Source organism: Stenotrophomonas sp. STEN033 (assembly GCF_056856655.1).
The window spans coordinates 11,529-36,548 of record NZ_JBXFWM010000046.1 but is presented as its reverse complement, the minus strand read 5'-3'; the positions used below and the strand labels follow the sequence as shown (position 1 = coordinate 36,548).

The following is a 25,020-nucleotide window of genomic DNA, read 5'->3' as shown; positions in this document are numbered from 1 at the left end:
TGTTGCTTCTACCCCCTCCCTTGCGCGGAGCGCAGGGGAGGGTTGGGGAGGGGTGCTTTGGCTTTGGCTTTGGCTTTGGCTTTGGCTTTGGATTTGGCTTTGGCTTTGGCTTTGGCTTTGGGTTTTGCTTTTTCCCTTCTCCCGCTTGCGGGAGAAGGTGCCCCGAAGGGGCGGATGAGGGGGGCCTTTGGTTTTGCGGTAAAGCCCCCTTGCCGAGCATGGCTCGGCACTACAGTGCCCCCCATGCCGAGCATGGCTCGGCACTACGGTGCCTTATTTGCGGGCGGTGAGGATGGGGGTCAGGTAGTCCGCTTTGCCTTCGATGCGTTCCAGCGACGGGTAGCGCAGCCCGCCGTGGTAGTCGATGCTCAGTGTGCGGTACACGTCCATCTCCTTGACCAGCAGGCGCACCGGCTGCTTGCTGTCCTTGGCCGCACGCACGGCTTCTTCAAGCTCGTCGGCGCTGTACTGCAGGTCATTCACCGCCAGCACCTGCATGCCGGTGCCAACACCGGCGTTGAATGCGGCACTGTCCCAACGCACTTCATTGACGTAGCCGGCCGGGCTCAACGCCACACCCAGCGAGTAGATGAAGTTGGCACCGCGGCCCTTCATCATCGCCTTGAAATAGGCACTGGGCTTGTCCTTGTACACCAGCTTCCAGCCTGCGGCTTCGATGCCACCGACCAGGCCGGCGCGATGGTCCACGCGCTCACGCAGGAACTGCGACCAGTCGCCGGTGGGCTGCACCTGCTCCAGCGTCGCGGCAACGTCCTCGAAGGTATAGGTGTCCGGGCGCTCCCATTGGCCGTCGTTCTGGCCGAAGAAGGCCTTGGCGAAATCGTCCAGGCTGCGCTTGCCGCCACTGAGCGTGCGCAGGCGCACGTCGGCCTCCAGCCACAGCATCTGCCCGCCCTGGTAATAGTCCTCGCTCATCTGGTAGCCGCGGTAGGGCTTGGGCTTGCGGCGGGCGATCACAGGGTCGTTGGTGGTGTCACCCAGCGAGCGCCATTCCAGGCCCGGACGGTTGTCGGCGTAAGTGGCCGCCACCATCGCCAGGGCATCGCGCGAGGCCTCCTGCGGACGGATGCCGGCACGCGCGGTCAGCACATTGCCCCAGTACTGGGTCTGGCCTTCGTACACCCACAGCAGGCTGCCCTGCATCGGCACGTTGTAGTTGAGCGTGGCCAGGTCAGCCGGACGACGGTATTTGCCATCCCAGGAATGTGTGTACTCATGGCCGAGCAGGTCGCTGCTGCCGACCTTGGCGTCCCAGCCGCTGAAGTAATCGCGATCTTCGCTGTTCTCGCTGGAACGCTGATGCTCCAGGCCGATGCCACCGAGCTGGTTGGTCACCGCGAACAGGAAGTCGTAGTGGTCGTAATGCTCGGCACCGAACAGCTTGCGGGCCTGCGTCACCAGCGCGCGGTGCTGCTCGATGTGCTCGGGCTTGGCCTCCAGATCCTTGGCGCGGTCGGCAAACACGTTCAGCCGCACCGGCCGGGTGCCGGCCGGCGCCAGGTCGAACATGCGGTGGTAGCGGCCGGCAAACACCGGCGAATCCACCAGGATTTCCAGGTTGGTCGGCGCGTAGTTGACGGTGTCACCGTTGCGGCTGGCCACGCTCAGGGCGCTGGCCGCTTCCCAACCCTGCGGGTAGCGCGCACTGGCCTGGTAGGTGATGGCGTGCGCGGCGTGCCCGGCCGGGTATAGCAGCATCGCGTTCCACTGCAGGTTGAGCATGTTCGGCGTCATCACCGTGCGGCCCTGCGCCGAGTCGGTGGGGCTGAGGAACTGGAAGTCCATGCGCAGCTCGCTCACGCCTTCGGGCACCTGCACGTTGAAGGTGTAGACGTCGAGCGGATCGCGCACCCAGTCCAGGCGCTGGCCGTTGCCGCTGATCACCAGCCCGGCCAGCTTTTCGATCTGGCCGGTGGGCGAATGGTTGCCCGGCAACCAGGCCGGGTAGTGGAAGCGTTGCAGGCCGGCCTGCACCGGCACGGTCTGGCGCACCTTGAACACGCGCTGGCCCAGGTCGGTGGCATCCACCTCCAGGCGGATGGTGCCGGGGTACGCGGCCTCGCTGATCTTGACCCCGCGTGCATCCACGTCCGGCACATCCGGCGCCGCGTTGGCCAAGCCCATGGCGGCCATCAGGGCCAGCCCCAGTACTGCAGGACGGAACACATGCATCACCAACCTCTCGCTTGTCTGAGAGGGCCATCATGCGACAAGCCTGTGGTGCATGACACGGGCCGATGGTCATCAACACATCACCGGTAGTGCCGAGCCATGCTCGACAGAGGCTTTCCAAGCCAACTTCAAAAGCACCCCTCCCCAGCCCTCCCCTTGGCCTGCGGCCAAAGGGAGGGGTGTAGTGCCGAGCCATGCTCGGCAGAAGCTTTCCAAGCCAACGTCAAAAGCACCCCTCCCCAGCCCTCCCCTTGGCCTGCGGCCAAAGGGAGGGGGTGTAGTGCCGAGCCATGCTCGGCAGGGGCTCCATGCACCAAAAAAAAACACCGGCCAGCCCCGATCTGTAGGCGCAGCGCAGGCCGCGAAGCCACGAATGCCTGCTGGTCTGGCATGCGTGGCGATTGCTGTTGGCTGGGTTGGATTTGGCTATCCGCTGCTTCGGAAGCAACAGTGGCTTCGCGGCTTACGCCGCTCCTACAAACAGACCCCAGGCTTAGGTGCGGACAAAAATCTCCACGCGCCGATTGAGCTGCCTGCCGCTGGGGTTGTCCTTGCCATTGATCTCATTTGGCGCCACCGGCTGCGATTCACCGTAACCGCGTGCAGCCGCGTCGGTCGCGCTGCCCCGCTGGCGCAATGCCGCAAGCACCGCCTGGGCGCGACGTTCGGACAGGTCCTGGTTGTAGTCGTCGCTGCCCTTGGCATCGGTATGGCCGCGGATTTCCATCGCGCTGGATGGCACCTTGCCCAGCGCCGTCGCCAGCACATCCAGCACCTTGCCGGCATCCGGACGGATCACGTCCTTGTCGAAATCGAACAGCACCTTGTCATTGAGGGTGATGACATAGCCGCAGGGCGCACCGGAGGGCTTGAACTTGTCCAGCAGCGGGAACTTGCCGGCCGGCGGCAGCGGCGGCAACGGTGCCATCTTCACTTCGCGCGGTACGGCGCCCACGGTACCGGTGCCATCGCCCCGATTTTCAACGATGCCTTCAGGGCCACCAATCCACTTGCCAGAGCCATCGGCGTTGATCTCGATGTTGCCATCGCCACCCACCCAGCTGCCCGAGCCATCACCGTGGTTCTCGATGGTGCCGAAACTTCCCACCCAGCTGCCGGCACCCTTGCCGTCCAGTTCGATATTGCCGTGGGCACCGACATAACTGCCGGAACCATCGGCATTCACCTCGAAGGTACCGGCATCGTTGACGACGCTGCCGCTGCCATCGGGCTTCACTTCCACCACGCCGTCGCCGGTTACCGCCTGGCCACTGCCATCGGCACCGATGTTGAACACACCGTGGCCGCCGACGCGCTCCAGGTTGCCCTGCGCGTCAACATTGGTGAAGCCGCTTTCATTGACCAGCCCACCATCGGTGGTGCAGTTGGCCGGGCGCACACTGATGCCGGCGACCGGATCGATCAGCGACTGCATCGATTGCTCAAGTCGCTTCTGCGCCGGGCCGCTGCCAACGATGCTGGGCACCATGATGGTCGGGATCACCGGGAATTCGATGCTGCCTGCAGTCAGCACTTCCGCGTTGGGGGCCGTTGCGGCAGCGGTCGCCGCAGGCGCAGCCTCCGGCGTTGCAGCAGCAGGTTGATCGGCAGGTGCATCGCGCCCGCAGGCGGCGACAAGAACACTGAGACAAGCCAGTGACACGACAGCAACACGCATGCAGCAACTCCCTTTGTGCGAAACCCGCATTTTTGCCAACACCTTGTTCAATTTCCGTGACCGCCGCACGCTTGGCAACGCATGCTCAGGATTCGTCCAGCGCCGCGAACGAGGTGGCAAGGTGGTCGATGAACAGTCGTACCGAGGGCAACAGGCCACGCCGCGATGGGAATACCGCGTGGATGATCTCCTTCGGCGGTGCCCAGTCCGGGGCGACATTCAGCAGTTGCCCGGTATCCAAGGCATCGCGCACGATCATCGTCGGCAGCTGCGCCACGCCCACACCGGCCAATGCCGCCTCACGCAGCGCCACCATGCCGCGGGTGACCAGGCGCGGATGATGCGGCACTTCCGCCGTTGCGCCGCCTGGACCAATCAAGCGCCAGACGTGCTCGGCCTGTGGCACGCCAAGCGCCACGCTCGGCAATAGATGCAGATCCGCCGGGCCATGCGAATGCCCATGTGTTTCCAGCAGCGACGGTGCGGCCACCAGGCACTGGGTGCGCTCGGCCAATACCTTGAGCACCAGCTCGCTGTCTTCCAGCGGCGGCGGACGCACGCGGATGGCCACGTCCACGCCTTCGGCGATGACATCGACGCGGCGGTTGGTGGCGTCCAGGTGCACCTCCACGTCCGGGCAGCGCGCCATGAAATCGGCCACCATCGCCGCCACCCGGAAATCCAGCAGCATGGTCGGGCAGCTCACCCGCACCACGCCGCGTGGCTGCGAGCGGGTCAGTTCGATCGACTCGGCCGCAGCTTCCGCCTCCACCAGCATGGCGCGGCAGTGCGCGTAGAAGGTCTGGCCGACCTCGGTGACCGAGAAGTGGCGGGTGGAACGCTGGATCAGACGCACGCCCAGCCGCTCCTCCAGCAGGGCGATACGCCGGCTCAGCTTGGACTTGGGCTCACCCAGCGCGCGCCCGGCCGGAGCAAAGCCGCCGTGTTCCACCACCTTGGCGTAGTAGTAAAGGTCGTTCAGGTCCTGCATCACTGCCCCAGCGTTCACCAGATAGGACTATGAGACCACTTTTTGCCGTCTACCGGCGTGATCGTCCCAATCCTAATCTTTGCCCCATCGCAGGCGCCCTCCCGGCGCCGCACAAGGAGCAGACAGATGAAGAAGATCAGTGGCCTCTACAGCGCCCCCCGCCCGCACTGGGTGGGTGATGGCTTCCCGGTCCGTTCGTTGTTCTCGTACAACACCCACGGCCGCCAGCTCAGCCCTTTCCTGCTGCTGGACCATGCCGGCCCGGCCGAGTTCACGCCGGCCCAGACCCCGCGTGGCGTCGGCCAGCACCCGCACCGTGGCTTCGAGACCGTCACCATCGTCTACGACGGCGAAGTGGCACACCGCGATTCCACCGGCGCCGGTGGCGAGATCGGCCCGGGCGACGTGCAGTGGATGACCGCTGCCTCCGGCATCCTGCACGAGGAGTTCCACTCCGAAGCCTTCACCCAGCGCGGTGGCAAGCTGGAGATGGTGCAACTGTGGGTCAACCTGCCGGCCAAGGACAAGATGGCCGCGCCCGGCTACCAGAACATCAGCAACGCCGATATTCCGGTGGTGCCGCTGGCCGATGACGCCGGCACGGTGCGGGTGATTGCCGGTGAATTCGGCGGTCAGCGTGGCCCGGCCCGCACGCATACGCCGATGGACGTGTGGGACCTGCGGCTGTCGCGTGACAAGCACACCACGCTGCAGTTCGCCGAAGGCCACACCGTGGCAATGGTGATCCTGCATGGCACCGTGCTGCTCAACGGCAACCAGGTTGCCCGCGAAGGCCAGCTGGTGCTGTTTGACCGCCAGGCCGGCGAAGTGCAGCTGGAGGCCAATGCCGACGCCACCGTGTTGGTACTGGCCGGTGAGCCCATCGACGAACCCATCGCCGGCTACGGCCCGTTCGTGATGAACACCCAGGAAGAAATCCGTCAGGCGATGGATGACTTCAACTCCGGCCGCTTCGGCCAGATCGCTGCGTAATGCTCAAGCCCCTCTCCCCATGGGAGAGGGGTTGGGGTGAGGGCGAACGAAGTCAGTGCCAAGCAAACAACAGCGTAGTCGCCAATGACAGGGCCCACCCCGGTCATCTCTTCCCCGCACCACGGCACTCAGCCCGGTGCGATGCCATCCAGACCAAGAGAGTCTCGCCATGTATACCTTCCCTCACGTTGCCAACTTCAACGGCGCAAAACCCGTCATCGATCCCAACAACGTCGCAATGCTGTTGATCGATCACCAGAGCGGCCTGTTCCAGACCGTGCACGACATGCCGTTCACCACCTTGCGGCGGCTGGCCTCGACGTTGGCCACGCTGGCCTCGCTGGCGAAGATCCCGGTGATCACCACCGCCTCGGTGCCGCAGGGCCCGAACGGCCCGCTGATTCCGGAGATCCACCAGAACGCGCCGCATGCGAAATACGTGGCGCGCAAGGGCGAGATCAATGCCTGGGACAACCCGGACTTCGTGCAGGCAGTGAAGGACACCGGCAAGAAGCAGCTGATCATCGCCGGCACCATCACCAGCGTGTGCATGGCGTTCCCGTCGATTGCCGCAGTGGCCGACGGCTACCAGGTGTTCGCGGTGATTGATGCCTCCGGCACCTATTCCAAGCAGGCGCAGGAAATCACCCTGGCGCGGATGATGCAGGCCGGCGTCGTGGTCATCGATGTGGCTGCGGTCGCCTCTGAACTGCAGAAGACCTGGAACCGCGAAGACGCCGCCGAATGGGCGCAGGCGTACACCAACATCTTCCCCAACTACCAGTTGCTGATCGAGAGCTACAGCAAGGCACAGGAAGTGGTGACCAACCACGAGCAGCTGGATTCACAGCGCAGCTGAGCCCTATCGCGAACTGGCTCCGCAGCAGCCGCAAGGCGGAGCCAGCATCGCCATTGAACGTGCAACAGCAGGTATTGCCGGAGACGCCCCATGTCCGAGCTATTCATCAATGTCGTTCTTTACGCCAAACAGGGCCGCGAGCAACAGCTGCACGATGCACTGAAGGTCGTCGTCGAAGCATCGCGCAAGGAAGAAGGCGCGCTGCGCTATGACCTGTATCGCGACCAGGCGGACCCACGCCGCTTCATCTTCGTCGAGCACTGGGCCAGCCACGAGCTGCGCGAGAAACACCATCACCACGGCCCGCACATCAAGTACTTCGAAGCGCACCACGCCGACGCCGTCGAGCGCACGGAAGCGGCGTACTTCATGGACCTCGTCAACTAAGTCCCCCGTTTATCCCGCCGCCATACACGGCGCGATGCCCAAGCGCGTGCTGCGCCTTCAGCACCCCAGAAAGGAACCCCGCCATGACCAGTGAAACCAAGCGTGACCCCCAGCGCGACGACCTGCTGACCCCGGAAAACTCGGCACTGATCGTCATCGACTACCAGCCGGTACAGGTGAACTCCATCGCCTCGATGGATCGCCAGCTGCTGGTCAACAACATCGTCGGCGTGGCCAAGGCCGGCAAGGTCTACGGCCTGCCGATCGTGCACTCCACGGTCAACGTGAAGACCGGCCTGAACCACCCGCCGATCCCGCAGCTGCGTCGCGTGCTGAAAGACGAGCCCACCTACGACCGCACCACCATCAACTCCTGGGAAGACGTGGAGTTCCGCAAGGCCGTGGAAGCCACCGGCCGCAAGAAGCTGATCATGACCGCACTGTGGACCGAGGCCTGCCTCACCTTCCCGGCGCTGGACGCACTGCGCGAAGGCTATGAGGTGTATGTACCGGTGGATGCCGTGGGCGGCACCTCGCTGGCCGCGCACGATGCGGCCTTGCGCCGCATCGAGCAGGCCGGCGGCAAGATGATCAGCGTGCCGCAGCTGTTCTGCGAACTGCAGCGCGACTGGAGCCGCGCCGACACCGCCAAGCAGTTCATGGAGTTGTTCATCAGCACCGGTGGTACCGCGGGTATCCAGTTCTCCTACGACGCTGCCGAGTAAGCAGATAGTGCCGCTCTCCCTCTCCGGCAAACGAAGAGGGAGAACGGTGGCTGCACTCGGGAAATCAACGGGCATCGTGCCGGCCCTGGCTCTCGTGCATGAATACGCGGGCACTATCCGAAGGTCCAGTTCCGCGCATCGTCGCTGGCGCGTTACCGTCCCCGGGTTGCTTCCCCACGGTATCCGCCCCATGCAGCCCACCACCCAAGACACCGCCTCGGCGCGCTTTGCGATCCGCTGTGCGAATTTTGCCGAACGCTGGTTCCCCGACTCCTGGGTGTTCGCCGCCCTCGCCCTGGCCGCTGTCTCGCTGGCCGCGCTGTCCATCGGCGCCGCGCCTACCGACACCGCCAAGGCGTTCGGTGACGGCTTCTGGAGCCTGATTCCCTTCACCATGCAGATGGCCTTCGTGGTGATCGGCGGTTATGTGGTTGCGTCTTCCGGCCCGGCCTCGCGCTTGATAGATCGGTTGGCCCGCGTGCCGAAGAACGGCCGCAGCGCGGTGGCACTGGTCGCCATCGTGTCGATGACCGCATCGTTGTTGAACTGGGGCCTGAGCCTGGTGTTTGCCGGCCTGCTGGTACGCGCCCTGGCCCGCCGCAGCGAGCTGAAGATGGATTACCGCGCTGCTGGCGCGGCGGCGTATCTTGGCCTCGGTGCGGTATGGGCCCTGGGCCTTTCCTCCTCGGCCGCGCAGCTGCAGGCCAACCCGGCCAGCCTGCCGCCGTCGATCCTGTCGATCACCGGCGTCATCCCGTTCACCGAAACCATCTTCCTGTGGCAGTCCGGCGTACTGCTGGCCGCGTTGGTGGTGGTATCGCTGATCATTGCCTACGTCACCGCACCTGCCGCCAACTCGGCGCGCGATGCCGCCGACTGCGGCGTGGATGTCAGCGCCGATGCCGCCCCGGCCAAGGCCAAGCCCACCCGCCCCGGCGAGTGGCTGGAGCACAGCCCGCTGCTGATCCTGCTGCTGGTGGCGCTGGCCGCGGGCTGGTTGATCCACGAATTCAGCACCAAGCCGGCGATCCAGGCGATCTCCGGCCTGAACACCTACAACCTGCTGTTCCTGATGGCTGGCGCGCTGCTGCACTGGCGCCCGCGCAGCTTCCTCGATGCGGTCTCGCGCGCCGTCCCGTCCACCACCGGCGTACTGATCCAGTTCCCGCTGTACGGCTCCATCGCCGCCATCATGACCACGGTCAACGGCAGCGAAGGCCATAGCGTGGCCCATATCATCTCCACCTTCTTCACCCAGATCGCCAGCCACGACACCTATGCGCTGCTGATGGGTAGCTACTCGGCGGTGCTGGGCTTCTTCATCCCCTCCGGTGGCGGCAAGTGGATCATCGAAGCCCCGTACGTGATGCAGGTGGCCAATGAATTGCATTACCACCTCGGCTGGTCGGTGCAGATCTACAACGCCGCCGAAGCCCTGCCCAACCTGATCAACCCGTTCTATATGTTGCCGCTGCTCGGCGTGCTCGGCCTGAAGGCCCGCGACCTGATCGGCTTCACCTTCGTGCAGCTGCTGGTGCATACCCCGCTGGTGCTGCTGCTGTTGTGGGCGCTGGGTGCGACGCTGGCGTACACGCCACCCGTAATGCCTTGACGGTTTGCCGCTACGATTGAACGCAGAACGCCACGCATTGCGTGGCGTTCTGCTTTTTGCGTCCTGTAGTGTCGAGCCATGCTCGGCAGGGGCTTTCCAAGCAATCAAAGCGACAACCGCACAGGCGCTTCAACAATGTAACCACAGCGCCGAAGTCAACTGAATATCACCTTGGTGCCATCAACCTTCAATGTGCCCGCCTTCTTCAGACCCGCGATCAGCGCATCAACCTCTTGAGTATTGATCTGATTCTGAAAATTGGACGCGATGTGTTTCTTCAACGCCGCCAGAGTTCCAGGCTTACCACTTGTCATCTTGGCCAACAGCGCCTTCATTCGAGCGAGCTTTTCTGCCGCTGTCATCGCCTTCGCCTGTACAGCCTTCTTGGCCACGGCAACCGCAGGCTTCTTGGCGGGGGGTGAAGCTTTTTCAACTACAACCGTCACTTTCTTCGCGCTCGCTTTTTCAGCTGCCTTTGACGCAGACACCATAGGCTTGTCAGCAAGTACGGGCTTGAATAGCGGCATGTCACCAACCGCTGCCGAACGGCAGGCAAGGATCTTCTTCGTCTTCAGGTGCTGCACCAGAGGATCGAATCCGGTGTCCTTGGAGATGATGTGGAAGAACCCACGAGGGTCGACTGCCGCCAACTGACCGATATGGAAGGCGATATGGAAATCCAAGGCATTGGAACCATTGCCAGATATCCGGACATAGTCGGCGCGCTCGCGCATGACCTGCATCTGGATTGCCAGCTCCGACGACAGTTTGGTCTGCGCGGCACCAACGAATACCCAGAGACGGACATCTTCACGATCAAGCAGATTCAGATCGGTCGGTTGGACGTTCTCGTGATCGACCAACACGTAGTTGATGCGCCGGTTCTCCACCGGGACCAGCGTCGCAATAGTTTCAATCTGCATTCCCTGCAATTCCCCAGCTGCCCCATTTCGGATCTTCGCCCAGCATTCCCCGTTTGCCAAACCATACCCTTGAACTGAACACATTCAGTTCGTCGCTTCCGACGCAACGTCAGCAGAGCGGCAAATGACCTCCAGCCCATTGCATCCCCACCAGTAACTGCCACGCTTCCGCAGCCACCACCCGTCAGGAACCGACCATGCTGTCAGCCGCACTACGCGTGTTTGTTGTGGGAGTGCTTTGTGTCGCCGGCAACGTCGCGGCGGCGCCAACCGATGCAGCCACCCTGCAGGCCATCGAGACCACTGCCTACGACTATATGGACGGGCAGCTGGAAGGCGATGTCGCACGGGTGACGCGGGCGCTGCATCCGGATCTGGCCAAGCGCAATGTGGTTGCCAATCCCAATGAAACCCTGGGCCTGGGCCGGATGAGCTCGGATGAGCTGATCCGCTTCACCCGAGAGGGCGCGCTGAAGACGCCGCGCGAGCAATGGCAGCGCTCGGTGACCGTGCTGCAGGTGGACGAGGACATCGCCACGGTGCGGCTGGAGAGCCCGTGGTTCATCGATCACCTGCAGATGGGACGGTTTGACGGGCGCTGGGTGATCGTCAATGCGCTGTGGCATCGGAAGGTGCGGGGCGGTTGAGGCTTGGGGGCTTGGGCTTTGGGGTCTACGAGCGAGGAGCTTCCCCCACCCCAACCCCTCCCCCGTAAACGGGAGAGGGGCTCTACTTCGGCGGGTATTTTTTGTAACGGATACTGAACGAAGCCGGAAAACCCCGTTATCGTATGCGGCTTCCAACCGTTGCCCGCCGCGCCAGCCCATGAGCCAGACCGAAGTCGTGCATTCCACTTCCGAGCACGGTGCCTGCGAGAACTGCCGCACGCCGCTGCAGGGCCACTACTGCCATGGCTGCGGGCAGTCGGCGCATAACCCACTGAAGAACTTCGGGCATGCGGTCGAAGAGGTGTTCGAATCGTTCTGGCACCTGGACGGTCGCATTTTCCGCACCCTGCGTGACCTGCTGGTGCCGGGCCGGATTGCCGTCAACTTCCTCAAGGGCCAGCGCGTCGGCTATGTGCAGCCGCTGCGGCTGTTCGTGATCCTCACCCTGTTCACCTTCTTCGTCGGCAAGCTGACCCTGCATAGCGACGATTTCGGCACCGGCAACAACGCCGATCAGGCCTATGCCAAGGCGCAAACCGTGGCCGAGGTGGAAGCCACGCGGGCAGCACAGGTTGCGCAGCTGGAGCAGCAGCAGAAAGCGACGCCCGCCGCCGCCGCGGCATTCGCCGTGGCCATGGCCGCGGTCAACACGTCGGCGGCGCAACGCCGCGCCGAGCTTGAAGCGCAGGCAGCGCCTTCCGCACGCAGCGCTACCGACTCGGCGCTGGCGCGCGCCAACGACGCAGCGGACCGCGTCAGGGCCGAGAAGAAGGCCGTCTTCATCAATGTCCCGGTCAACGGCAAGCCCTGGGACGCCGAGACCAACCCCATCGTGCTGGAGGGCTGGCCGAAGTTCGTCAGCAACTGGCTCAACCGGCGCCTGGCCAATGGCCAGGCCAATGTCGAGCGCATGGGCAACAAGACGGACCTGTATGTCCAGGCCATCCTGACCTCGCTGCCCGGTGCGCTGTTCTTCCTGATGCCGATCTTCGCGCTGGTGCTGCGCGTCGCCTATATCCGGCAGCGGCAGATGGGCTACCTCGAGCACCTGGTAGTGGCCTTGTACAGCCACTGCTGGTTGATGCTGGTATTGCTGAGCACCTTCCTCATCGCCGGTATCAGTGGTGCGATCGGCAGCGCAGCGGTCAGCACGCTCTGTGGTTGGCTGTACGCACTGTTGTGGTTGTCGGTGCCGATTTACCTGTTCTGGATGCAGCAGCGCGTATACGGTGGCAACCCGATCCTGACGCTGCTGCGCTACAGCTTCATCGGCTTCATCTATTTCTTCCTGGTCACCTTCGTGGTGATGTACGCGGTACTGGCCGGCGTGTCGGCTTGAAGCCGGTTTGAAGCCCGGGCGCCATGCCCCTGAGAAGAACCTGATCGGCCGCTGTAGCCCGGGTAAGCGCAGCGTACCCGGGGCTGTTGGCGCGTGATCGGACGGACGTTGTGTTCCCTGCTTCCCGGGTGCGCTGCGCTTACCCGGGCTACGGCCTGACGATTCAAGCCTGCGTTGCCTGTATCCAGGCCTTGCGCGCCGCCTCGCCATGGAAGCTCCAGGCAACAAACCGGCTCTGCTTGTTGCCCTGCGCCATCGCTACTTCACGCACCTCGCCCGCGCCAACCTTGGCCAACTGCTTGTGGATATCGGGCAAATGCTCGCTCTTGGCCACCAGCGAGCTGAACCACAGCACCTGATTCTGGATATCCACGCTCTCGCGGATCATCCGCCGCAGGAACGAGGCCTCACCACCGGTGCACCACAACTCGTTGGCCTGGCCGCCGAAGTTCAGCGCAGACGCCTTGCGGCTGCCTGCCTGCGCGGTGCCCAGATTGCGCAGCTTGCGCTGGCTGCCCTGTGCCGCCTCCTTGGCCGAGGCATGGAACGGCGGGTTGCACAGTGTCAGGTGGAAGCGCTCATCGGCCTGCAGCAGGCCAGCGAACAGGTTGCCGCGTGCATGCTGCTGGCGCACTTCAATGATCTGGCTGAGACCATTGGCCTGCACATTGGCATTGGCGGCCTGCAACGCCTCTGCATCGATATCGCTGCCGAGGAAGCGCCAGCCGTATTCGGCCTGCCCAAGCAGGGGATAAATGCAGTTGGCACCGACGCCAATGTCCAGCGCGCGCACCGCGGGTCCACGTGGAATTGCGCCGTCATTGTCTGCAGCCAGCAGATCCGCCAGGCCGTGGAGGTAATCCACCCGGCCCGGAACCGGCGGGCAGAGATAGCCATCCGGGATATCCCATTGCTGGATGCCGTAGTCGCTGGCAAGCAGCGCGCGGTTGAGTTCACGCACGGCGGCTGGATTGCTGAAATCGATGCTGTCGGTGCCGGCCGGGGTACGGATCAGATGCGCACGCAATGCAGGGTTTGCCGCGACCAACCGCACCAGGTCATAGCGGCCCTGGTGACGGTTGCGGGGATGCAGGAGCGGCTGTGCCGGTGCAGCAATGGGCTTGGCACGTGGGCGTCGAGGCGAAGAAGTCATGTGCTTGTTGGATGCCAGTAGCGACAAGCCAGAGGCTTTCACTGTTTGTGGGAGCGGCGTCGGCCGCGAAGCACGTACATCATCAGATGGCACACGCTACCTGCGCTTCAACAGCCTCAGCTTCGCGGCTGACGCCGCTCCCACAACGTGGGATGCGGGCGCTGCCAGCTACGGCTGCTTTCTACAGCTCCAAACCCTGCACGTTCTGCAGCAGCTGCGCGCCGTGGTCACCCACGCGCAGCGCCAAGGCCGCGACAATCGCCGCATGCGCATCAGCCAGCACTTCGGCTTCGTTCTGGCTGGCATCGATGATCTGCTTGTTGGGCAGCTCCAGCTGCTGGAAGATCAGCCGGCAACGTTCCAGGTTCTGTGCGGTTTCGAAGTGATTGGGCTTGTCGCCACGGGCGCGGATACGCTCCAGCCCCTGCTCCGGCTGCAGGTCCAGCAACAGCAACAGGTTCGGGCGCGGCGCGAAATCGTTGGCCTGCAGCATCTCGTCCAGCGGCAGGCCGGCGGCGCCCTGGTAGGCAACCATCGACGGGAAATAGCGGTCGAGGATGACGATCTCGCCCCGCGCCAGCGCGGGGGCGATCACTTCTTCCACATGTTGGCGACGGTCATGCAGCAGGTATTCGACCTCCTGCTCCGGGCTCAACCGGCCGGTGGCAGCGGTAGCACGCAGACGGGTGCCCCACGGACCATTGGTCGGCTCCTTGCCCAGCACCACCTGTGCGCCTGCAGCGCGCAGGTGCTGGGCCAGGGTGTGGGCGAGCGTGGTCTTGCCGGCGCCATCAATGCCTTCGATGGCAATGAGCAGGCCGCCGGGAATCTGTTGATTGTTCATGGGCGCTACTTTAATCCGATCCGGCCAATATCGCTCGGATTGGCGCGGCTCCCCTGCCCCGCCAATGCCCTGGCCGGAACGCCCTGTGCTCAGCGCTCGGGCGCCGTACAGCCGTTGATCGCACAGTACTCGGCGGCTCGCTGTCGCTCCTGCTCGGTCAGCTCCGGCGGCGGCCGGGCGATGGCCGACTGGATCTGGTCAGGGCCGCCGGTGAGCTTGTTCAAGCCTTGCCCAGCCTTCATCAGGCCATAGCCGATACCCATCATCAGGTAGCCTCCACTCATGCCCACCTGCTCCGGCGTGGGTGGCTCGCTCCAGTTCTTGCTGAAACGGTTGGGCGCGGCCTGTACCGGGTTCTTGAAGCGGTACAGATCCAGCGGCTCGTCGTCCTCGGGCTTGATCGCGCGCACCTCACCCAGGGTGGTGACGTTGTCCTGCCCTGCAGGCAGTTGCGCATCCTGATCCGTCGGCAGGGTCGCTTCAGGCGCAGCGGTGGTTTCCGCAGGCGGTGCTACCGGCACTTGTTGGGCCTGCGCGTGGAAGCATGCCAGGGCCCCCAGCACTACCAGCATCGTCCTGTATCGCCACATCACCTACCCGTCCTATCATGAACGCCCGAGCCACACGATATTACCGACGCCACCTTCAAATTTCGTGGCAGGTGGCTGGGCACCCATGATGTCCATTCACATTCATCGGTGCAGTGCCTGGCGACGGTCACTGACTGCAGCAAAAAAACGGATTTCGCCGATCAGTTCATAGGAGGAACGATGGCCAGGATGGCAGGCGCGTATGCGCGCTCAAATGGGGCAGCCGCGCAGAGGTTGCATTCATGAGCTTCTATATCGTTGTGAAACTGTTGCTGCTGGGTTTCGCCCTGGTCAGCTATCTGATCTACCAGTCACGGCGCTCGGCCAACCATGATGCCTTGCAGGTATTACGCAGGACGCCGGTCACACGCCCGCTGACGGAACCGGAAATCGCAGCCCTGGAGCCGCTGAAGGTCACGGAGAATTTGCTGTTCCAGCCCGAGGTCCGCCGCCTGACAGGGCCGTACCGCCAGCATGGCGTGAGCATCAACAGTGGCACCACCCTGCACGACACCATCAATGACGTGACCGTGCTGATGCCCTACGACGCCCCGGCGTTTGTGGGCGCCGAAAACGACGCGGAAGTGGTGATTTCCGGCGATATCGCCATCGTCGTCACATTGAACGGCTTCAATGTGGTGGGCGGCCGCCAGCGTGCGGTAGCAGGTACGCCAGCCACCGCCGCCGCAACAGACGCCGCACCCGCGCGATCCGAGCGTGCTCCCGGAAGCGTTGCGCCGGCTGCCCCAACCACGCCGACTGCTGATTCGGTTGAATGGTTGCATCAGCGCACCGAGACCGCGGTCGAAGCGCAGCTGCGCCTGCAGCAACGCTGGAAAAAAGCGCTGGCCTTGGCCTGGTTGGCAGCGGCGATCCTGCTGTGGCTTGGCGCGTGCCCGTTGGGCAGGATTGCGCAGACGATGTTCATCCTTGGCGGGTTGGGCTGCGTGCTTGTCGGCATCCTGCTGGCGCTGCGACGCCCGCGCGCGGATGCCCTCCCACGACGCCAGGTTGATCGCGCCCGCGGCCCGCTGTTGATGTTCACCCAGCGCGCTGCCGGCAACGCCGCCGTGGTCAACACCCATGCACTTCTCGGCGACAGCCTGAAGCTGCACCTGCCCGCTCATTGGCGCAACAGCGGCCGCGTCACTTCCGGCGAATCGGTCGAAATCGAGGTTGACCGCGACAATGGCCGAGTCCTCGGGCTCGGCAACGGCTGGTCATTGGAAGACGAACAGCGACGCTTCCCTGAAGCCCGCTGGCGCACACCGCTATTGCTGAGCTTGGTGGGCGGGTTTGCGCTGATGCTGTCGCTGGCGGGAAATGATGCCGTCATCCCGAAGCTGAAAACCAGCATTGCCGCGATCATGCCCGGCAAGGTGCGCGAGGATGCAAGCGCGCAATCGCTGCTGAAGAATCCGCCATCGCGCGGCGATACGCTGCAGCTCTCCGGTACGGGGTTCTGTGCACCCGCATCGCACCGCGACGACTCCGGCGAAATGATTGCCGGCGCCGATTGCCTGCAGATCCGCTGGGGCGGCAAGCCCGTCAAGGCGGGCTCGCTCCAACTGGATCCAGCGCTCATGGCGTTGTACTCGGGCAATTACCTGCAGACACGCAGGTCCAGCTCACAGGCGATGCTCACCGCGATGATGGCTGGCACGGGCAACTATCCGTTGGGCGCATCCCCGTCGGTGCTGGAAGTCAGTGGGCTGCATGACCTGGTGGCTCTGCTGGAGACCGTTTGCGCCACCGCATCCGCCGAATGTGATGCATTGAAGAGCTCGCTGGCACAAGCGCTGCAGCTCGAAGTCCATGATGAGAACGGCAGCAGGTTGCTGACGGACTGGCCGGCGCTGGCGCAGGAACTGCGCAAGCTGGGGGATCTTCCACCTGCCTTCAACAGCATCGAACTGAACATCGCTGACGTCGAGAACATCCGCGGGCTTACCCGCGATTTCGCCTCCGCCGACATTGCCCACGCGCTGTCCAGGCAGACAGCGCAGATTCTGGCTCAGGGCGAGGATGGGGTGACGCTGGCAATGGATGAACGTGTTGCAGATCCTTCTGCCGAGGATGCTGATAGCGGTGGCGACTACGGAAGCGGCGACCACCACGGCGCGAACGGTTTGCTGGAGCAATGGCAGCGCACCCAGCAGCTGCTGGGCAAGGAGTCACCATTCCAGATCAATGCCCGCGTCATAGGAGTGACCCAAACCGGCAACGGCCTGCGTGTGGAACTGTCGGCGCTGGACGGCGACCCCAGGAAAACGCCCTCCGCCATCGGCGGCACCTTGCTGCTTCTGCTCAACTTGGCCCTGCTTGGCAGCCAACTGCCACGGCTGTTCATTGGCATACGCGACGCCAGCCGGCGGCGTACGGCCTTGGCCGAGGATATGCGCAAGCGCCCGCCCCCCGGGCAGCAACAGATGTTCTGAGCTTCGCCGGAAAGGCCCAAAACCTGGAGAGCGGCGTGCTGCGCAGACATGCCGTTCGCTTCGGCATATCGCCGTCTCAACCATTGAGACGGCGATATGCTTCCATAAGGCTCTTTGATCGGCAGTCCGTGCATGGCGTTTTCCCTCGCTCCCCGCACCGAAGCCAGCGAACGGGCGCTGGCAACCACCGATGGCCTGCCCTCGCGTGACGGCTCGCTGCTCGGCCAGCGCCTGGCCCGGCGCTACAAGGACCGGGTCACCGGCAGTTTCACCCTTCCGGGCCGCGAGGGCAGCTATGCCCCCATCCCCGATGACGTGCCCGAGGCGCTGAAAGCCGCGCTGAAAGCACGCGGCATCGAGCAGCTGTATTCACACCAGGCCGAGGCCTGGAATGCCAGCCAGCGCGGCGAGCATGTCGCCATCGTCACCCCCACCGCCTCCGGCAAATCGCTGTGCTACACCTTGCCGGTGGTCAGCGCAGCGATGCAGGGCAATGCCAAGGCGCTCTACCTGTTCCCGACCAAGGCGCTGGCGCAGGACCAGGTGGCCGAACTGCTGGAGCTGAACCGGGCCGGCGACCTCGGGGTCAAGGCCTTCACCTTCGATGGCGACACCCCCGGCGATGCGCGCCAGGCGATCCGCCTGCACGGCGATATCGTGGTCAGCAACCCCGACATGCTGCACCAGGCCATCCTGCCGCACCACACCAAGTGGGCGCAGTTCTTCGAGAACCTGCGCTATGTGGTGATCGACGAGATCCACACCTATCGCGGTGTGTTCGGCAGCCACGTCACCAATGTGCTGCGCCGGCTCAAGCGCATCTGTGCGTTCTATGGCGTGCAACCGCAGTTCATCCTGTGCTCGGCCACCATCGGCAACCCGCATGCGCATGCCGAGGCGCTGGTGGAAGAGCGCGTCCACGCCATCACCGAATCCGGCGCGCCCACCGGGCCCAAGCACGTGCTGCTGTGGAACCCGCCGGTCATCAATCCGGATCTTGGCCTGCGCGCCTCGGCACGATCGCAGGCCAACCGCATCGCCCGCATCGCGATCAAAAGTGGTTTGAAGACCCTTGTGTTCGCACAGACGCGCTTGATGGTGGAGGTGCTGACCAAGTACCTGAAGGACATCTTCGACAACGACCCGCGCAAGCCGGCGCGTATCCGTGCCTATCGCGGCGGCTACCTGCCCACCGAGCGCCGCGAGGTGGAACGGGCGATGCGCGCCGGCAACATCGACGGCATCGTCAGCACCTCGGCGCTGGAGCTGGGCGTGGATATCGGCGCGCTCGACGTGGTCATCCTCAATGGCTACCCCGGCAGCGTCGCGGCAACGTGGCAGCGCTTCGGCCGCGCCGGTCGCCGCCAGCAGGCCGCGCTCGGCGTGATGGTGGCCAGCAGCCAGCCGCTGGATCAGTACGTGGTGCGGCATCCGGATTTCTTCGCCAATGCCACGCCCGAGCACGCACGCATCTCGCCGGACCAGCCGCTTATCCTGTTCGATCACATCCGCTGCGCCGCCTTCGAGCTGCCGTTCCTGGCTGGCGAACCGTTCGGGCCAATCGATCCGCTGGTATTCCTGCAGGCCCTGGCCGAAACCGAAGTGGTGCACCAGGAAGGCGACCGCTGGGAATGGATTGCCGACAGCTACCCCGCCAATGCGGTGAGCCTGCGCGCGGTGGCCGATGGCAACTTTGTGGTGGTGGACCGCAGCGACGGCAAGCAGCAGATCATCGCCGAGGTGGACTATTCCGCCGCTGCGCTGACCCTGTACGAAGGCGCCATCCACATGGTGCAGAGCACGCCGTATCAAGTGGAGCGGCTGGACTGGGACGGCCGCAAGGCCTACGTGACCCGCACGCACGTCGACTACTACACCGACAGCATCGACTACACCAAGCTGAAAGTACTGGACCGCTTTGATGGCAACGGCGCCGGCCGTGGCGATTCACACCACGGCGAAGTGCATGTGGTGCGGCGCGTGGCCGGTTACAAGAAGATCCGCTATTACACGCATGAGAACATCGGCTACGGCCCGGTCAACCTGCCCGACCAGGAACTGCATACCACCGCCGTCTGGTGGCAGCTGCCGCAGGCCACGCTGCTGCGCAGCTTCGCGCAGAAGCAGGACGCGCTGGATGGTTTCCTCGGTGCCGCCTATGCGCTGCACATCGTCGCCACCGTGGCGGTGATGGCCGACGCCCGCGACCTGCAGAAGGCGGTGGGCAATGGTGACGGTGCCTGGTTTGCGGTAGCCGACCAGACCGGCCGCGGCCAGCTGCGCGGCAACGAAGCCGGCGAAGGCGCGGTGGAGCTGATGCAGAGCTTCGTGCCGACGGTATACCTGTACGACAACTTCCCCGGCGGCGTGGGCCTGAGCGAGCCGCTGTGGCAGCGCCAGGGCGAGCTGGTGCAGCGCGCCCTGGAGCTGGTGGAGCGCTGCGACTGCAATGCCGGCTGCCCCGCCTGCGTGGGCCCGGTGCTGGCGGCACAGGAAGAGGACAAGGGCGAGACGCCGCGTTCGCTGGCCTTGAAGGTGCTGTCGCTGCTGTCCGCCGAGCGTTGCGACCAGGTGCAGGCGGTTGCCGCCGATGAGGCGCTCGACCTGCTGCCATGAGCATCAGCCTGGACAAACTGAAGGCCCTGCGTAAGCAAGCGGGGCTGGCAACGGCAGCGCCTGTGGAGCCCGCAGCGCCCATGGCTTTTGTGGGAGCGGCGGCAGCCGCGAAGCCAGCGATGGGGGACCCTGCAGCATTGCCGGTTGCTCCGGATGCATCGGTTTCTTCTCCGGCTTCGGATACAGCAGTGGCTTCGCGGCTGACGCCGCTACCACAAAAGCCGAAGACTGAATCTTCGGTGTTCGGCTGGGTCGATCAGATCCAGCACAAACCCGCGGCCCCGCAGGACGGAGCTGCATTGCGGCGCTTGTTGGCGACACGCAACCGTGCCATCGCTCCTGCACAACCGGTCGAACGTGGCCCGGTGGATCGTGATCTACCCGGCACCGAGATTGCACCTGGCCTGCACCTGATCGAAGCCTTCATCCCGCAGGCAATTCCAACGCAAGCGCTGTCGTTGGCTTTCAGCAAACGTCCTGAAGAATCCGTCGCACCGCACGATCTGCTGTTCTTCGACACCGAAACCACCGGCCTGGCCGGCGGCACCGGTACCCGTGCCTTCATGATCGGTGCCGCCGACTGGCATCACGATGCAGCGCGCGGCGAAGGCCTGCGCGTGCGCCAGCTGCTGATGTCGACGATGGGTGCGGAGAACGCGATGCTGGAGCTGTTCGCCAGCTGGCTGGCCCCAACGACCGTGCTGTCCAGTTACAACGGCCGCTGCTATGACGCGCCGTTGTTGAAGACGCGTTACCGGTTGGCGCGGCGCGGTGATCCGATTTCGGCATTGGATCACGTGGACCTGCTGTTCCCCACCCGCCGCCGCTATCGCGGTACCTGGGAGAACTGCCGGCTGGCGACCATCGAACGGCAGTTGCTGCTGATCGCACGCGAGGATGACCTGCCGGGTTCGGAAGCACCTGCGGCGTGGCTGAGCTACCTGCGCGGTGGCAGCGCGCGCAACCTGCGCCGTGTTGGTGAGCATAACCATCAGGATGTGGTGACGCTGGCGCAGCTGTTCCTGCGCCTGGTGCAGGCGGAAGCAGATGAGCGGGCGGAGTTGGCGTTGGAAGCTGAGCGCTGAATTTCAGTTGCTCTTCTCGCTCCACTCCAAGAGCCTACCCCTCCCCAGCCCTCCCCTTGGCTGCGCCAAAGGGAGGGAGTAAAGCTCGGCCCCCTCCCTTGCGCGAAGCGCAGGGGAGGGTTGGGGAGGGGTGCTTTTGCTCCGCTCTTGCTCTGCTTCGCAGCTGCACCGCCACCACCCTCAAACATCAACCACCAAGCGGCTGCGCGACTCCACTGCTGATCGCTTCGCGAATCAGCTGCTCCGCATCACGATTGGCCCTGGCACTGGCTGCTGCCTGCTGCCTGCCCAGCTCCGCCTGCTGCTTGCCCAAGGCCACCTGCTGTGCGGCCAGGCTTTCCATCTCCGCACGCATCGCCGGGTTCTGCATTTCTTCGCGGGCCTGATCAAGCTTGCGCCGTGCCTCTTCAGACGCGCGGCGTTGTGCGCCGGTACGTTCACCCGAACTCAATGCCAGCTGCGCCTGCTCACTCGCCAGCTCACCAATCCGTGCGCCGATCTCGCCCATGCGCTCACCGATCTGCCCCTGGCGGTCACCCAACGCTCCCTGCCGGTCACCCAGCCGACCCTGCGCATCAGCCAGGCGCACGGTCTCGGCATGTAGCTGCTCAAAGCGCGACAAGGTTGCCGCATCACGCACCACATAGCGCTTGCCATCACGGCGTACCAGCAGCACGCCCTTGCCATCGTCCAGTTGCTTGGCTTCGCGCAGGTCGGCGACGCTGCCATTCATGACGTTGTGGTTGCCCCTGATCAGCACATAACCATCGGCGTTCTGGTTGCTGGAAAGGTGGATAACGCCTTGCGTGCGAAGTGGTGCAGCGGGGGCTGGCGGGGCCGCCGGCGGTGCGGGTGGCACGACCAATGCCGGTGGTGCTGGCGGCGCAGGCGGTGCAGCGGGTACCGCAGTGCCGGCAACTACCGTACGTGTCGCCGAGCGGGTAACCGGTGCAGTTGGCGCAACCGGCGCGACGGGCGCGGCCACAGGAGCAGGCGGTGCGGGTGGCGCAGGCGGTACCGGCATCGCCACCAACCGCAGCGGTGCTACGCCGACCAGCGCGACGGCAGCGATGATCAGGGCCGCACCGACGCGCGGGAAGGAAGAAGTGTCCTGCAACATGAGCAATCTCCGCTTGAGGCTGAGGAAGGTCGGCGACGCGCTGGCCAGACCAGCACCGGGCCGGGGAGCGACGCCCAGCTGCAGCAGCAGGCGCCCGTAGTGTTGGCGGCAGTGGCGGTCACCGGCGACCACCGCGGCATCCACCGCGGCTTCGCGGGCAATGCCATATTCGCGGGCGGCCAGGTGCACCACCGGATGGAAGAAGAACAGGTGCTGGGCGAGCGCAGGCACCAATCCCAGCCACAGGTCGTGGCGTTGCAGGTGCACCAGCTCATGGGTCAAGGCCATGTCCAGCTGGTCGTCGCCCATGCGCTGCAGGCCACGTGCCGGCAACAGCAGTACCGGACGCCACGGTCCAATCAGCTGCGGCGAGTCGATCGCAGTGCTGAGCATCAGGCGCGGTGCGCGGTGCAGGCCATGCGCATCGGCGGCCAGCGCGAGTGCGGCGTTGAGCTTGTGGTCGTGGCAGGGCTGTGCGGCACGCAGCAGGGCACGGCTGGCGCGATACGCCAGCGCGGTGCGCAAGGCCATCACCAATACACCGGCGGCCCACAACGCCATCAGCACCAGGCTCCATGACCAGTTGCTGTCCACCGGCAAGGGCTGCATCACGATGAGCGGTGCGGTAGTCACCGGCGCAGCGGTTGCGGCAGCCTGTGCCACCACCGGTGCAGCCTCGACCGCAGGCAGCAGCGGCAACTCCAGCGGTGACACCCAGAACAGGCCAACCACCGCCTGCACCGCCACCAGCCACCACAGCGCGCACTGGGTGCTGGCCGGCAGCCGTCGCACATATCGGCACAGCAGCCACACCAGCCCGGCCAACAGCGCGGTCTGCACGCTGGTCGCCAACAGGCGGCTGCCCAACAACTCAAGCGTCATCGACATGGCTCAGTCCTCCCGGCGCTGCGATTGCAGCTTGCTGACCAGCGCTTCCAGTTCGGCCAGCTCGTTGTCGCTGACCTCGGCCTTCTCCGACATCCACGCCACGAACGGCGAGATCGAGCCCTGCAGGGTCTTCTCGACGAAGCTGCCGACCGCGCCGTTGACCACGTCCTGCTGTTCGGCCGTGGTGCAGTAGCGGTACACGCCCTCGTCCTGCTCGCGCTGCAGGTAACCCTTGGTGCGCAGGCGCTCCATCATCGTCAGCACGGTGGAGCGGGCCAGTCCGCGGGCCTCACCGAAGCGTGCGGCAACCTCGCCGACGCTGGTGGGTTCGTTCTCTCCGATGTACTGCAGCAGGGCCAGTTCCTGGTCCCCGATGGTCTTGCGGCGCATGGCCGTCTCCGTGACTACATTTGTCGTCACGGTAGATCTGCCTACATTTGTAGTCAATAGCCCGGATGGCACCCTGACCGCTGCCGGGCTGAATGATTCAGCTGACGGCGCTGTCGATCTGCCAGCGCGCGAACTCGCTCTCGAACTCGGCCAGCGTCAACAGCCCAAGACAGGCATGGGCGCCGATCGGCAACACCTCACCACGCGCCAGCCGGCGTGCCAACAGCACGGCCGCGAAGGTCGGAATCTCCGGACCGTGCAGCATTGGAGCAGTGAGATCCCAATGCACAGTGTGCTGCAGGCCGTCGCGTTGGCCACGCAGGGTGATGCGCATGCCGCCAAGATCGGTACCGAAGCGATCGAACCAGCGACCAGCCCGGGCAAATACGCCGGCCAGCGCATCCATCGGCAATGGCAGGCCAATGCGCCGAAGCCAGGCCATCGCAGCCAGAGAGCGCGACAGGAACGGCAACTCCAGCGCCGCGCGGAAGCGCACGGTCGCCACGCCGGGATAACGCTGCACCAGCAGCGTGTGGTCCGGCACATCACAGGGCGAAGCCAGGCGCGGACCGATGCGGGCGAAGCGCACCGGCTGCGGATCGGCCCAGCCGGTCACCGTCTGCCAGCGGCCATCCAGCCAGCACTCGAACGGTTTGCCGCAATACGAAAGCACCGCACGCACCGTGGCCATGCCCAGCGGCGTGGCCTGTGCGGGTGCAATCACCATGTCGATGCTGTGCAGCTGATCGAACTGCGGGGCGAGTGCATCCACCACCGCGCTGGACAGCGCCGGCAAGGTGCTGGCGCCGCTGATCGCACTGCGTTGCGTCTGTTCGGCCAGGGCCTGCAACTGCTGCGGGAAGTCGGCGACAAAGTCGCGGCCGTCGGCCAGATCGATGTAGTGCATGCCCGCATGCAGGCAGGCCTGTGCCACATCGTAGCCCTGCCCTTGGAACGGCCCTGCGGTATGGATGACCAAGGCTGCTCGCGTATACGCAAGCTGTACCTCGAAATCAGCGGCGGCGGTATCCAGCCGGCACAACTCGATGGTCGCCAGATCCACACCGGGCAGATTGGCTGCGGCCTGCGCTGGATTGCGCCCAGCGGCTATGACTTTGATGCCCGGTGTAATCGCAAGTGCGCGCACGATGCGTGCGCCGAAATGACCGTAACCGCCCAACACCAGAACACGACAGCTTTCCTGCTGTGACATCGGATCTTCCTGCGTCGATTGCTGGGTGGATTATCGGCGAGGAATGCACCGCATCGCCCTCTCCCCTGCGCGTTGCGCAAGGGAGGGAGCTTTGGCCCTTCCCCTTTGGCGCAGCCAAGGGGGAGGTTGGGAGGGAGTGGCTTTGGTCGTTGCTTGGGCTCGTGGATCAATGTTCCCGCGAAGAGCACCCCTCCCCAACCCTCCCCTGCGCGTTGCGCAAGGGAGGGAGGTTTGGCCCCTCCCCTTTGGCGCAGCCAAGGGGGAGGTTGGGAGGGGGTGGCTTTGGTCGTTGCTTGGGCTCGTGGATCAACGTTC

The 25,020-nt window shown here is 64.7% G+C and carries 19 protein-coding genes and 1 pseudogene; 10 read left to right on the top strand and 10 right to left on the bottom strand.

Annotated features, from left to right (window positions below):
- Positions 1 to 273: 273 nt before the first annotated feature.
- From AC1VXC_RS14855 to AC1VXC_RS14845, 3 genes are all read right to left on the bottom strand, one after another.
- Positions 274 to 2,193: a M61 family metallopeptidase gene (locus tag AC1VXC_RS14855; protein ID WP_481538319.1), complete on the bottom strand. Its 1,920-nt coding sequence runs from the start codon at positions 2,191 to 2,193 to the stop codon at positions 274 to 276.
- 493 nt (positions 2,194 to 2,686) lie between these two features.
- Positions 2,687 to 3,871, bottom strand: coding sequence for an OmpA family protein (locus AC1VXC_RS14850; protein ID WP_481538320.1), 1,185 nt, complete (start codon positions 3,869 to 3,871; stop codon positions 2,687 to 2,689).
- 85 nt (positions 3,872 to 3,956) lie between these two features.
- Complete coding sequence (locus AC1VXC_RS14845; RefSeq protein WP_481538321.1) at positions 3,957 to 4,862, bottom strand: LysR family transcriptional regulator; 906 nt, start codon at positions 4,860 to 4,862, stop codon at positions 3,957 to 3,959.
- Positions 4,863 to 4,988: 126 nt separating this feature from the next.
- On the opposite strand from AC1VXC_RS14845, the gene AC1VXC_RS14840 reads away from it, so the two are divergent.
- The 5 genes from AC1VXC_RS14840 to AC1VXC_RS14820 all read left to right on the top strand — a co-directional run bounded on the left by AC1VXC_RS14840 (position 4,989) and on the right by AC1VXC_RS14820 (position 9,438).
- Positions 4,989 to 5,855 carry a pirin family protein gene (locus tag AC1VXC_RS14840; protein ID WP_481538322.1) on the top strand — a complete coding sequence of 289 codons (867 nt, stop codon included), beginning with the start codon at positions 4,989 to 4,991 and terminating at the stop codon, positions 5,853 to 5,855.
- Between the two features lie 169 nt (positions 5,856 to 6,024).
- A complete protein-coding gene (locus AC1VXC_RS14835) occupies positions 6,025 to 6,714 on the top strand; it encodes an isochorismatase family protein (protein WP_481538323.1) in 690 nt (229 codons plus the stop codon).
- Between the two features lie 90 nt (positions 6,715 to 6,804).
- On the top strand, positions 6,805 to 7,101 hold the full coding sequence (locus AC1VXC_RS14830; RefSeq protein ID WP_313174447.1) for a putative quinol monooxygenase: 297 nt from the start codon (positions 6,805 to 6,807) through the stop codon (positions 7,099 to 7,101).
- A gap of 83 nt (positions 7,102 to 7,184) precedes the next feature.
- A complete protein-coding gene (locus tag AC1VXC_RS14825) occupies positions 7,185 to 7,826 on the top strand; it encodes a hydrolase (protein WP_313174449.1) in 642 nt (213 codons plus the stop codon).
- Between the two features lie 190 nt (positions 7,827 to 8,016).
- Positions 8,017 to 9,438, top strand: a complete 1,422-nt coding sequence (locus AC1VXC_RS14820; protein ID WP_481538324.1) for a short-chain fatty acid transporter — start codon at positions 8,017 to 8,019, stop codon at positions 9,436 to 9,438.
- Positions 9,439 to 9,593: 155 nt separating this feature from the next.
- Here AC1VXC_RS14820 and AC1VXC_RS14815 read toward each other — a convergent pair whose 3' ends face one another.
- Entirely contained in the window at positions 9,594 to 10,361 is a 768-nt protein-coding gene (locus AC1VXC_RS14815; RefSeq protein ID WP_481538325.1) for a PIN domain-containing protein, read from the bottom strand.
- Positions 10,362 to 10,558: 197 nt separating this feature from the next.
- Between AC1VXC_RS14815 and AC1VXC_RS14810 the strand changes: the two genes are divergently transcribed.
- Positions 10,559 to 11,008 (top strand): nuclear transport factor 2 family protein, encoded by a 450-nt coding sequence (locus AC1VXC_RS14810; protein WP_481538326.1) that lies wholly within the window; start codon positions 10,559 to 10,561, stop codon positions 11,006 to 11,008.
- A gap of 178 nt (positions 11,009 to 11,186) precedes the next feature.
- Positions 11,187 to 12,368, top strand: a complete 1,182-nt coding sequence (locus tag AC1VXC_RS14805; RefSeq protein ID WP_481538327.1) for a DUF3667 domain-containing protein — start codon at positions 11,187 to 11,189, stop codon at positions 12,366 to 12,368.
- A gap of 163 nt (positions 12,369 to 12,531) precedes the next feature.
- On the opposite strand, the gene rlmF is transcribed toward AC1VXC_RS14805, so the two are convergent.
- The 3 genes from rlmF to AC1VXC_RS14790 form a co-directional block, all read right to left on the bottom strand.
- The gene (gene rlmF / locus AC1VXC_RS14800) at positions 12,532 to 13,521 is read right to left on the bottom strand and encodes a 23S rRNA (adenine(1618)-N(6))-methyltransferase RlmF (RefSeq protein WP_481538328.1); all 990 of its coding nucleotides are present in this window, start codon (positions 13,519 to 13,521) and stop codon (positions 12,532 to 12,534) included.
- A gap of 181 nt (positions 13,522 to 13,702) precedes the next feature.
- Positions 13,703 to 14,365 (bottom strand): dTMP kinase, encoded by a 663-nt coding sequence (gene tmk / locus AC1VXC_RS14795; protein WP_481538329.1) that lies wholly within the window; start codon positions 14,363 to 14,365, stop codon positions 13,703 to 13,705.
- An 89-nt stretch (positions 14,366 to 14,454) separates the two neighbouring features.
- Positions 14,455 to 14,955, bottom strand: a complete 501-nt coding sequence (locus AC1VXC_RS14790; protein ID WP_481538330.1) for a hypothetical protein — start codon at positions 14,953 to 14,955, stop codon at positions 14,455 to 14,457.
- Between the two features lie 242 nt (positions 14,956 to 15,197).
- On the opposite strand from AC1VXC_RS14790, the gene AC1VXC_RS14785 reads away from it, so the two are divergent.
- From AC1VXC_RS14785 to AC1VXC_RS14775, 3 genes and pseudogenes are all read left to right on the top strand, one after another.
- Positions 15,198 to 17,393, top strand: coding sequence for an IgaA/UmoB family intracellular growth attenuator (locus AC1VXC_RS14785; protein ID WP_481538331.1), 2,196 nt, complete (start codon positions 15,198 to 15,200; stop codon positions 17,391 to 17,393).
- A gap of 132 nt (positions 17,394 to 17,525) precedes the next feature.
- A complete protein-coding gene (locus AC1VXC_RS14780; protein ID WP_481538332.1) occupies positions 17,526 to 20,009 on the top strand; it encodes a DEAD/DEAH box helicase in 2,484 nt (827 codons plus the stop codon).
- Positions 19,988 to 21,094 (top strand): annotated as a pseudogene (locus AC1VXC_RS14775) (ribonuclease H-like domain-containing protein); the annotation flags it as partial. The gene AC1VXC_RS14780 and the pseudogene AC1VXC_RS14775, both read left to right, overlap by 22 nt.
- A 187-nt stretch (positions 21,095 to 21,281) precedes the next feature.
- Here the strand turns inward: AC1VXC_RS14775 and AC1VXC_RS14770 are convergent.
- The 3 genes from AC1VXC_RS14770 to AC1VXC_RS14760 form a co-directional block, all read right to left on the bottom strand.
- A complete protein-coding gene (locus AC1VXC_RS14770; RefSeq protein ID WP_481539610.1) occupies positions 21,282 to 23,102 on the bottom strand; it encodes a M56 family metallopeptidase in 1,821 nt (606 codons plus the stop codon).
- Positions 23,103 to 23,105: 3 nt separating this feature from the next.
- Complete coding sequence (locus AC1VXC_RS14765; RefSeq protein ID WP_481539609.1) at positions 23,106 to 23,492, bottom strand: BlaI/MecI/CopY family transcriptional regulator; 387 nt, start codon at positions 23,490 to 23,492, stop codon at positions 23,106 to 23,108.
- Positions 23,493 to 23,589: 97 nt separating this feature from the next.
- Positions 23,590 to 24,705, bottom strand: a complete 1,116-nt coding sequence (locus tag AC1VXC_RS14760; protein ID WP_481539608.1) for a saccharopine dehydrogenase family protein — start codon at positions 24,703 to 24,705, stop codon at positions 23,590 to 23,592.
- Positions 24,706 to 25,020: the final 315 nt, after the last annotated feature.

Bases quoted from the DNA above. Each gene is read 5' to 3' on its own strand.
- AC1VXC_RS14855 (WP_481538319.1), bottom strand. From the start codon at position 2,193: ATGCATGTGTTCCGTCCTGCAGTACTGGGGCTGGCCCTGATGGCCGCC.
- AC1VXC_RS14850 (WP_481538320.1), bottom strand. From the start codon at position 3,871: ATGCGTGTTGCTGTCGTGTCACTGGCTTGTCTCAGTGTTCTTGTCGCC.
- AC1VXC_RS14845 (WP_481538321.1), bottom strand. From the start codon at position 4,862: ATGCAGGACCTGAACGACCTTTACTACTACGCCAAGGTGGTGGAACAC.
- AC1VXC_RS14840 (WP_481538322.1), top strand. From the start codon at position 4,989: ATGAAGAAGATCAGTGGCCTCTACAGCGCCCCCCGCCCGCACTGGGTG.
- AC1VXC_RS14835 (WP_481538323.1), top strand. From the start codon at position 6,025: ATGTATACCTTCCCTCACGTTGCCAACTTCAACGGCGCAAAACCCGTC.
- AC1VXC_RS14830 (WP_313174447.1), top strand. From the start codon at position 6,805: ATGTCCGAGCTATTCATCAATGTCGTTCTTTACGCCAAACAGGGCCGC.
- AC1VXC_RS14825 (WP_313174449.1), top strand. From the start codon at position 7,185: ATGACCAGTGAAACCAAGCGTGACCCCCAGCGCGACGACCTGCTGACC.
- AC1VXC_RS14820 (WP_481538324.1), top strand. From the start codon at position 8,017: ATGCAGCCCACCACCCAAGACACCGCCTCGGCGCGCTTTGCGATCCGC.
- AC1VXC_RS14815 (WP_481538325.1), bottom strand. From the start codon at position 10,361: ATGCAGATTGAAACTATTGCGACGCTGGTCCCGGTGGAGAACCGGCGC.
- AC1VXC_RS14810 (WP_481538326.1), top strand. From the start codon at position 10,559: ATGCTGTCAGCCGCACTACGCGTGTTTGTTGTGGGAGTGCTTTGTGTC.
- AC1VXC_RS14805 (WP_481538327.1), top strand. From the start codon at position 11,187: ATGAGCCAGACCGAAGTCGTGCATTCCACTTCCGAGCACGGTGCCTGC.
- rlmF (WP_481538328.1), bottom strand. From the start codon at position 13,521: ATGACTTCTTCGCCTCGACGCCCACGTGCCAAGCCCATTGCTGCACCG.
- tmk (WP_481538329.1), bottom strand. From the start codon at position 14,365: ATGAACAATCAACAGATTCCCGGCGGCCTGCTCATTGCCATCGAAGGC.
- AC1VXC_RS14790 (WP_481538330.1), bottom strand. From the start codon at position 14,955: ATGTGGCGATACAGGACGATGCTGGTAGTGCTGGGGGCCCTGGCATGC.
- AC1VXC_RS14785 (WP_481538331.1), top strand. From the start codon at position 15,198: ATGAGCTTCTATATCGTTGTGAAACTGTTGCTGCTGGGTTTCGCCCTG.
- AC1VXC_RS14780 (WP_481538332.1), top strand. From the start codon at position 17,526: ATGGCGTTTTCCCTCGCTCCCCGCACCGAAGCCAGCGAACGGGCGCTG.
- AC1VXC_RS14770 (WP_481539610.1), bottom strand. From the start codon at position 23,102: ATGTCGATGACGCTTGAGTTGTTGGGCAGCCGCCTGTTGGCGACCAGC.
- AC1VXC_RS14765 (WP_481539609.1), bottom strand. From the start codon at position 23,492: ATGCGCCGCAAGACCATCGGGGACCAGGAACTGGCCCTGCTGCAGTAC.
- AC1VXC_RS14760 (WP_481539608.1), bottom strand. From the start codon at position 24,705: ATGTCACAGCAGGAAAGCTGTCGTGTTCTGGTGTTGGGCGGTTACGGT.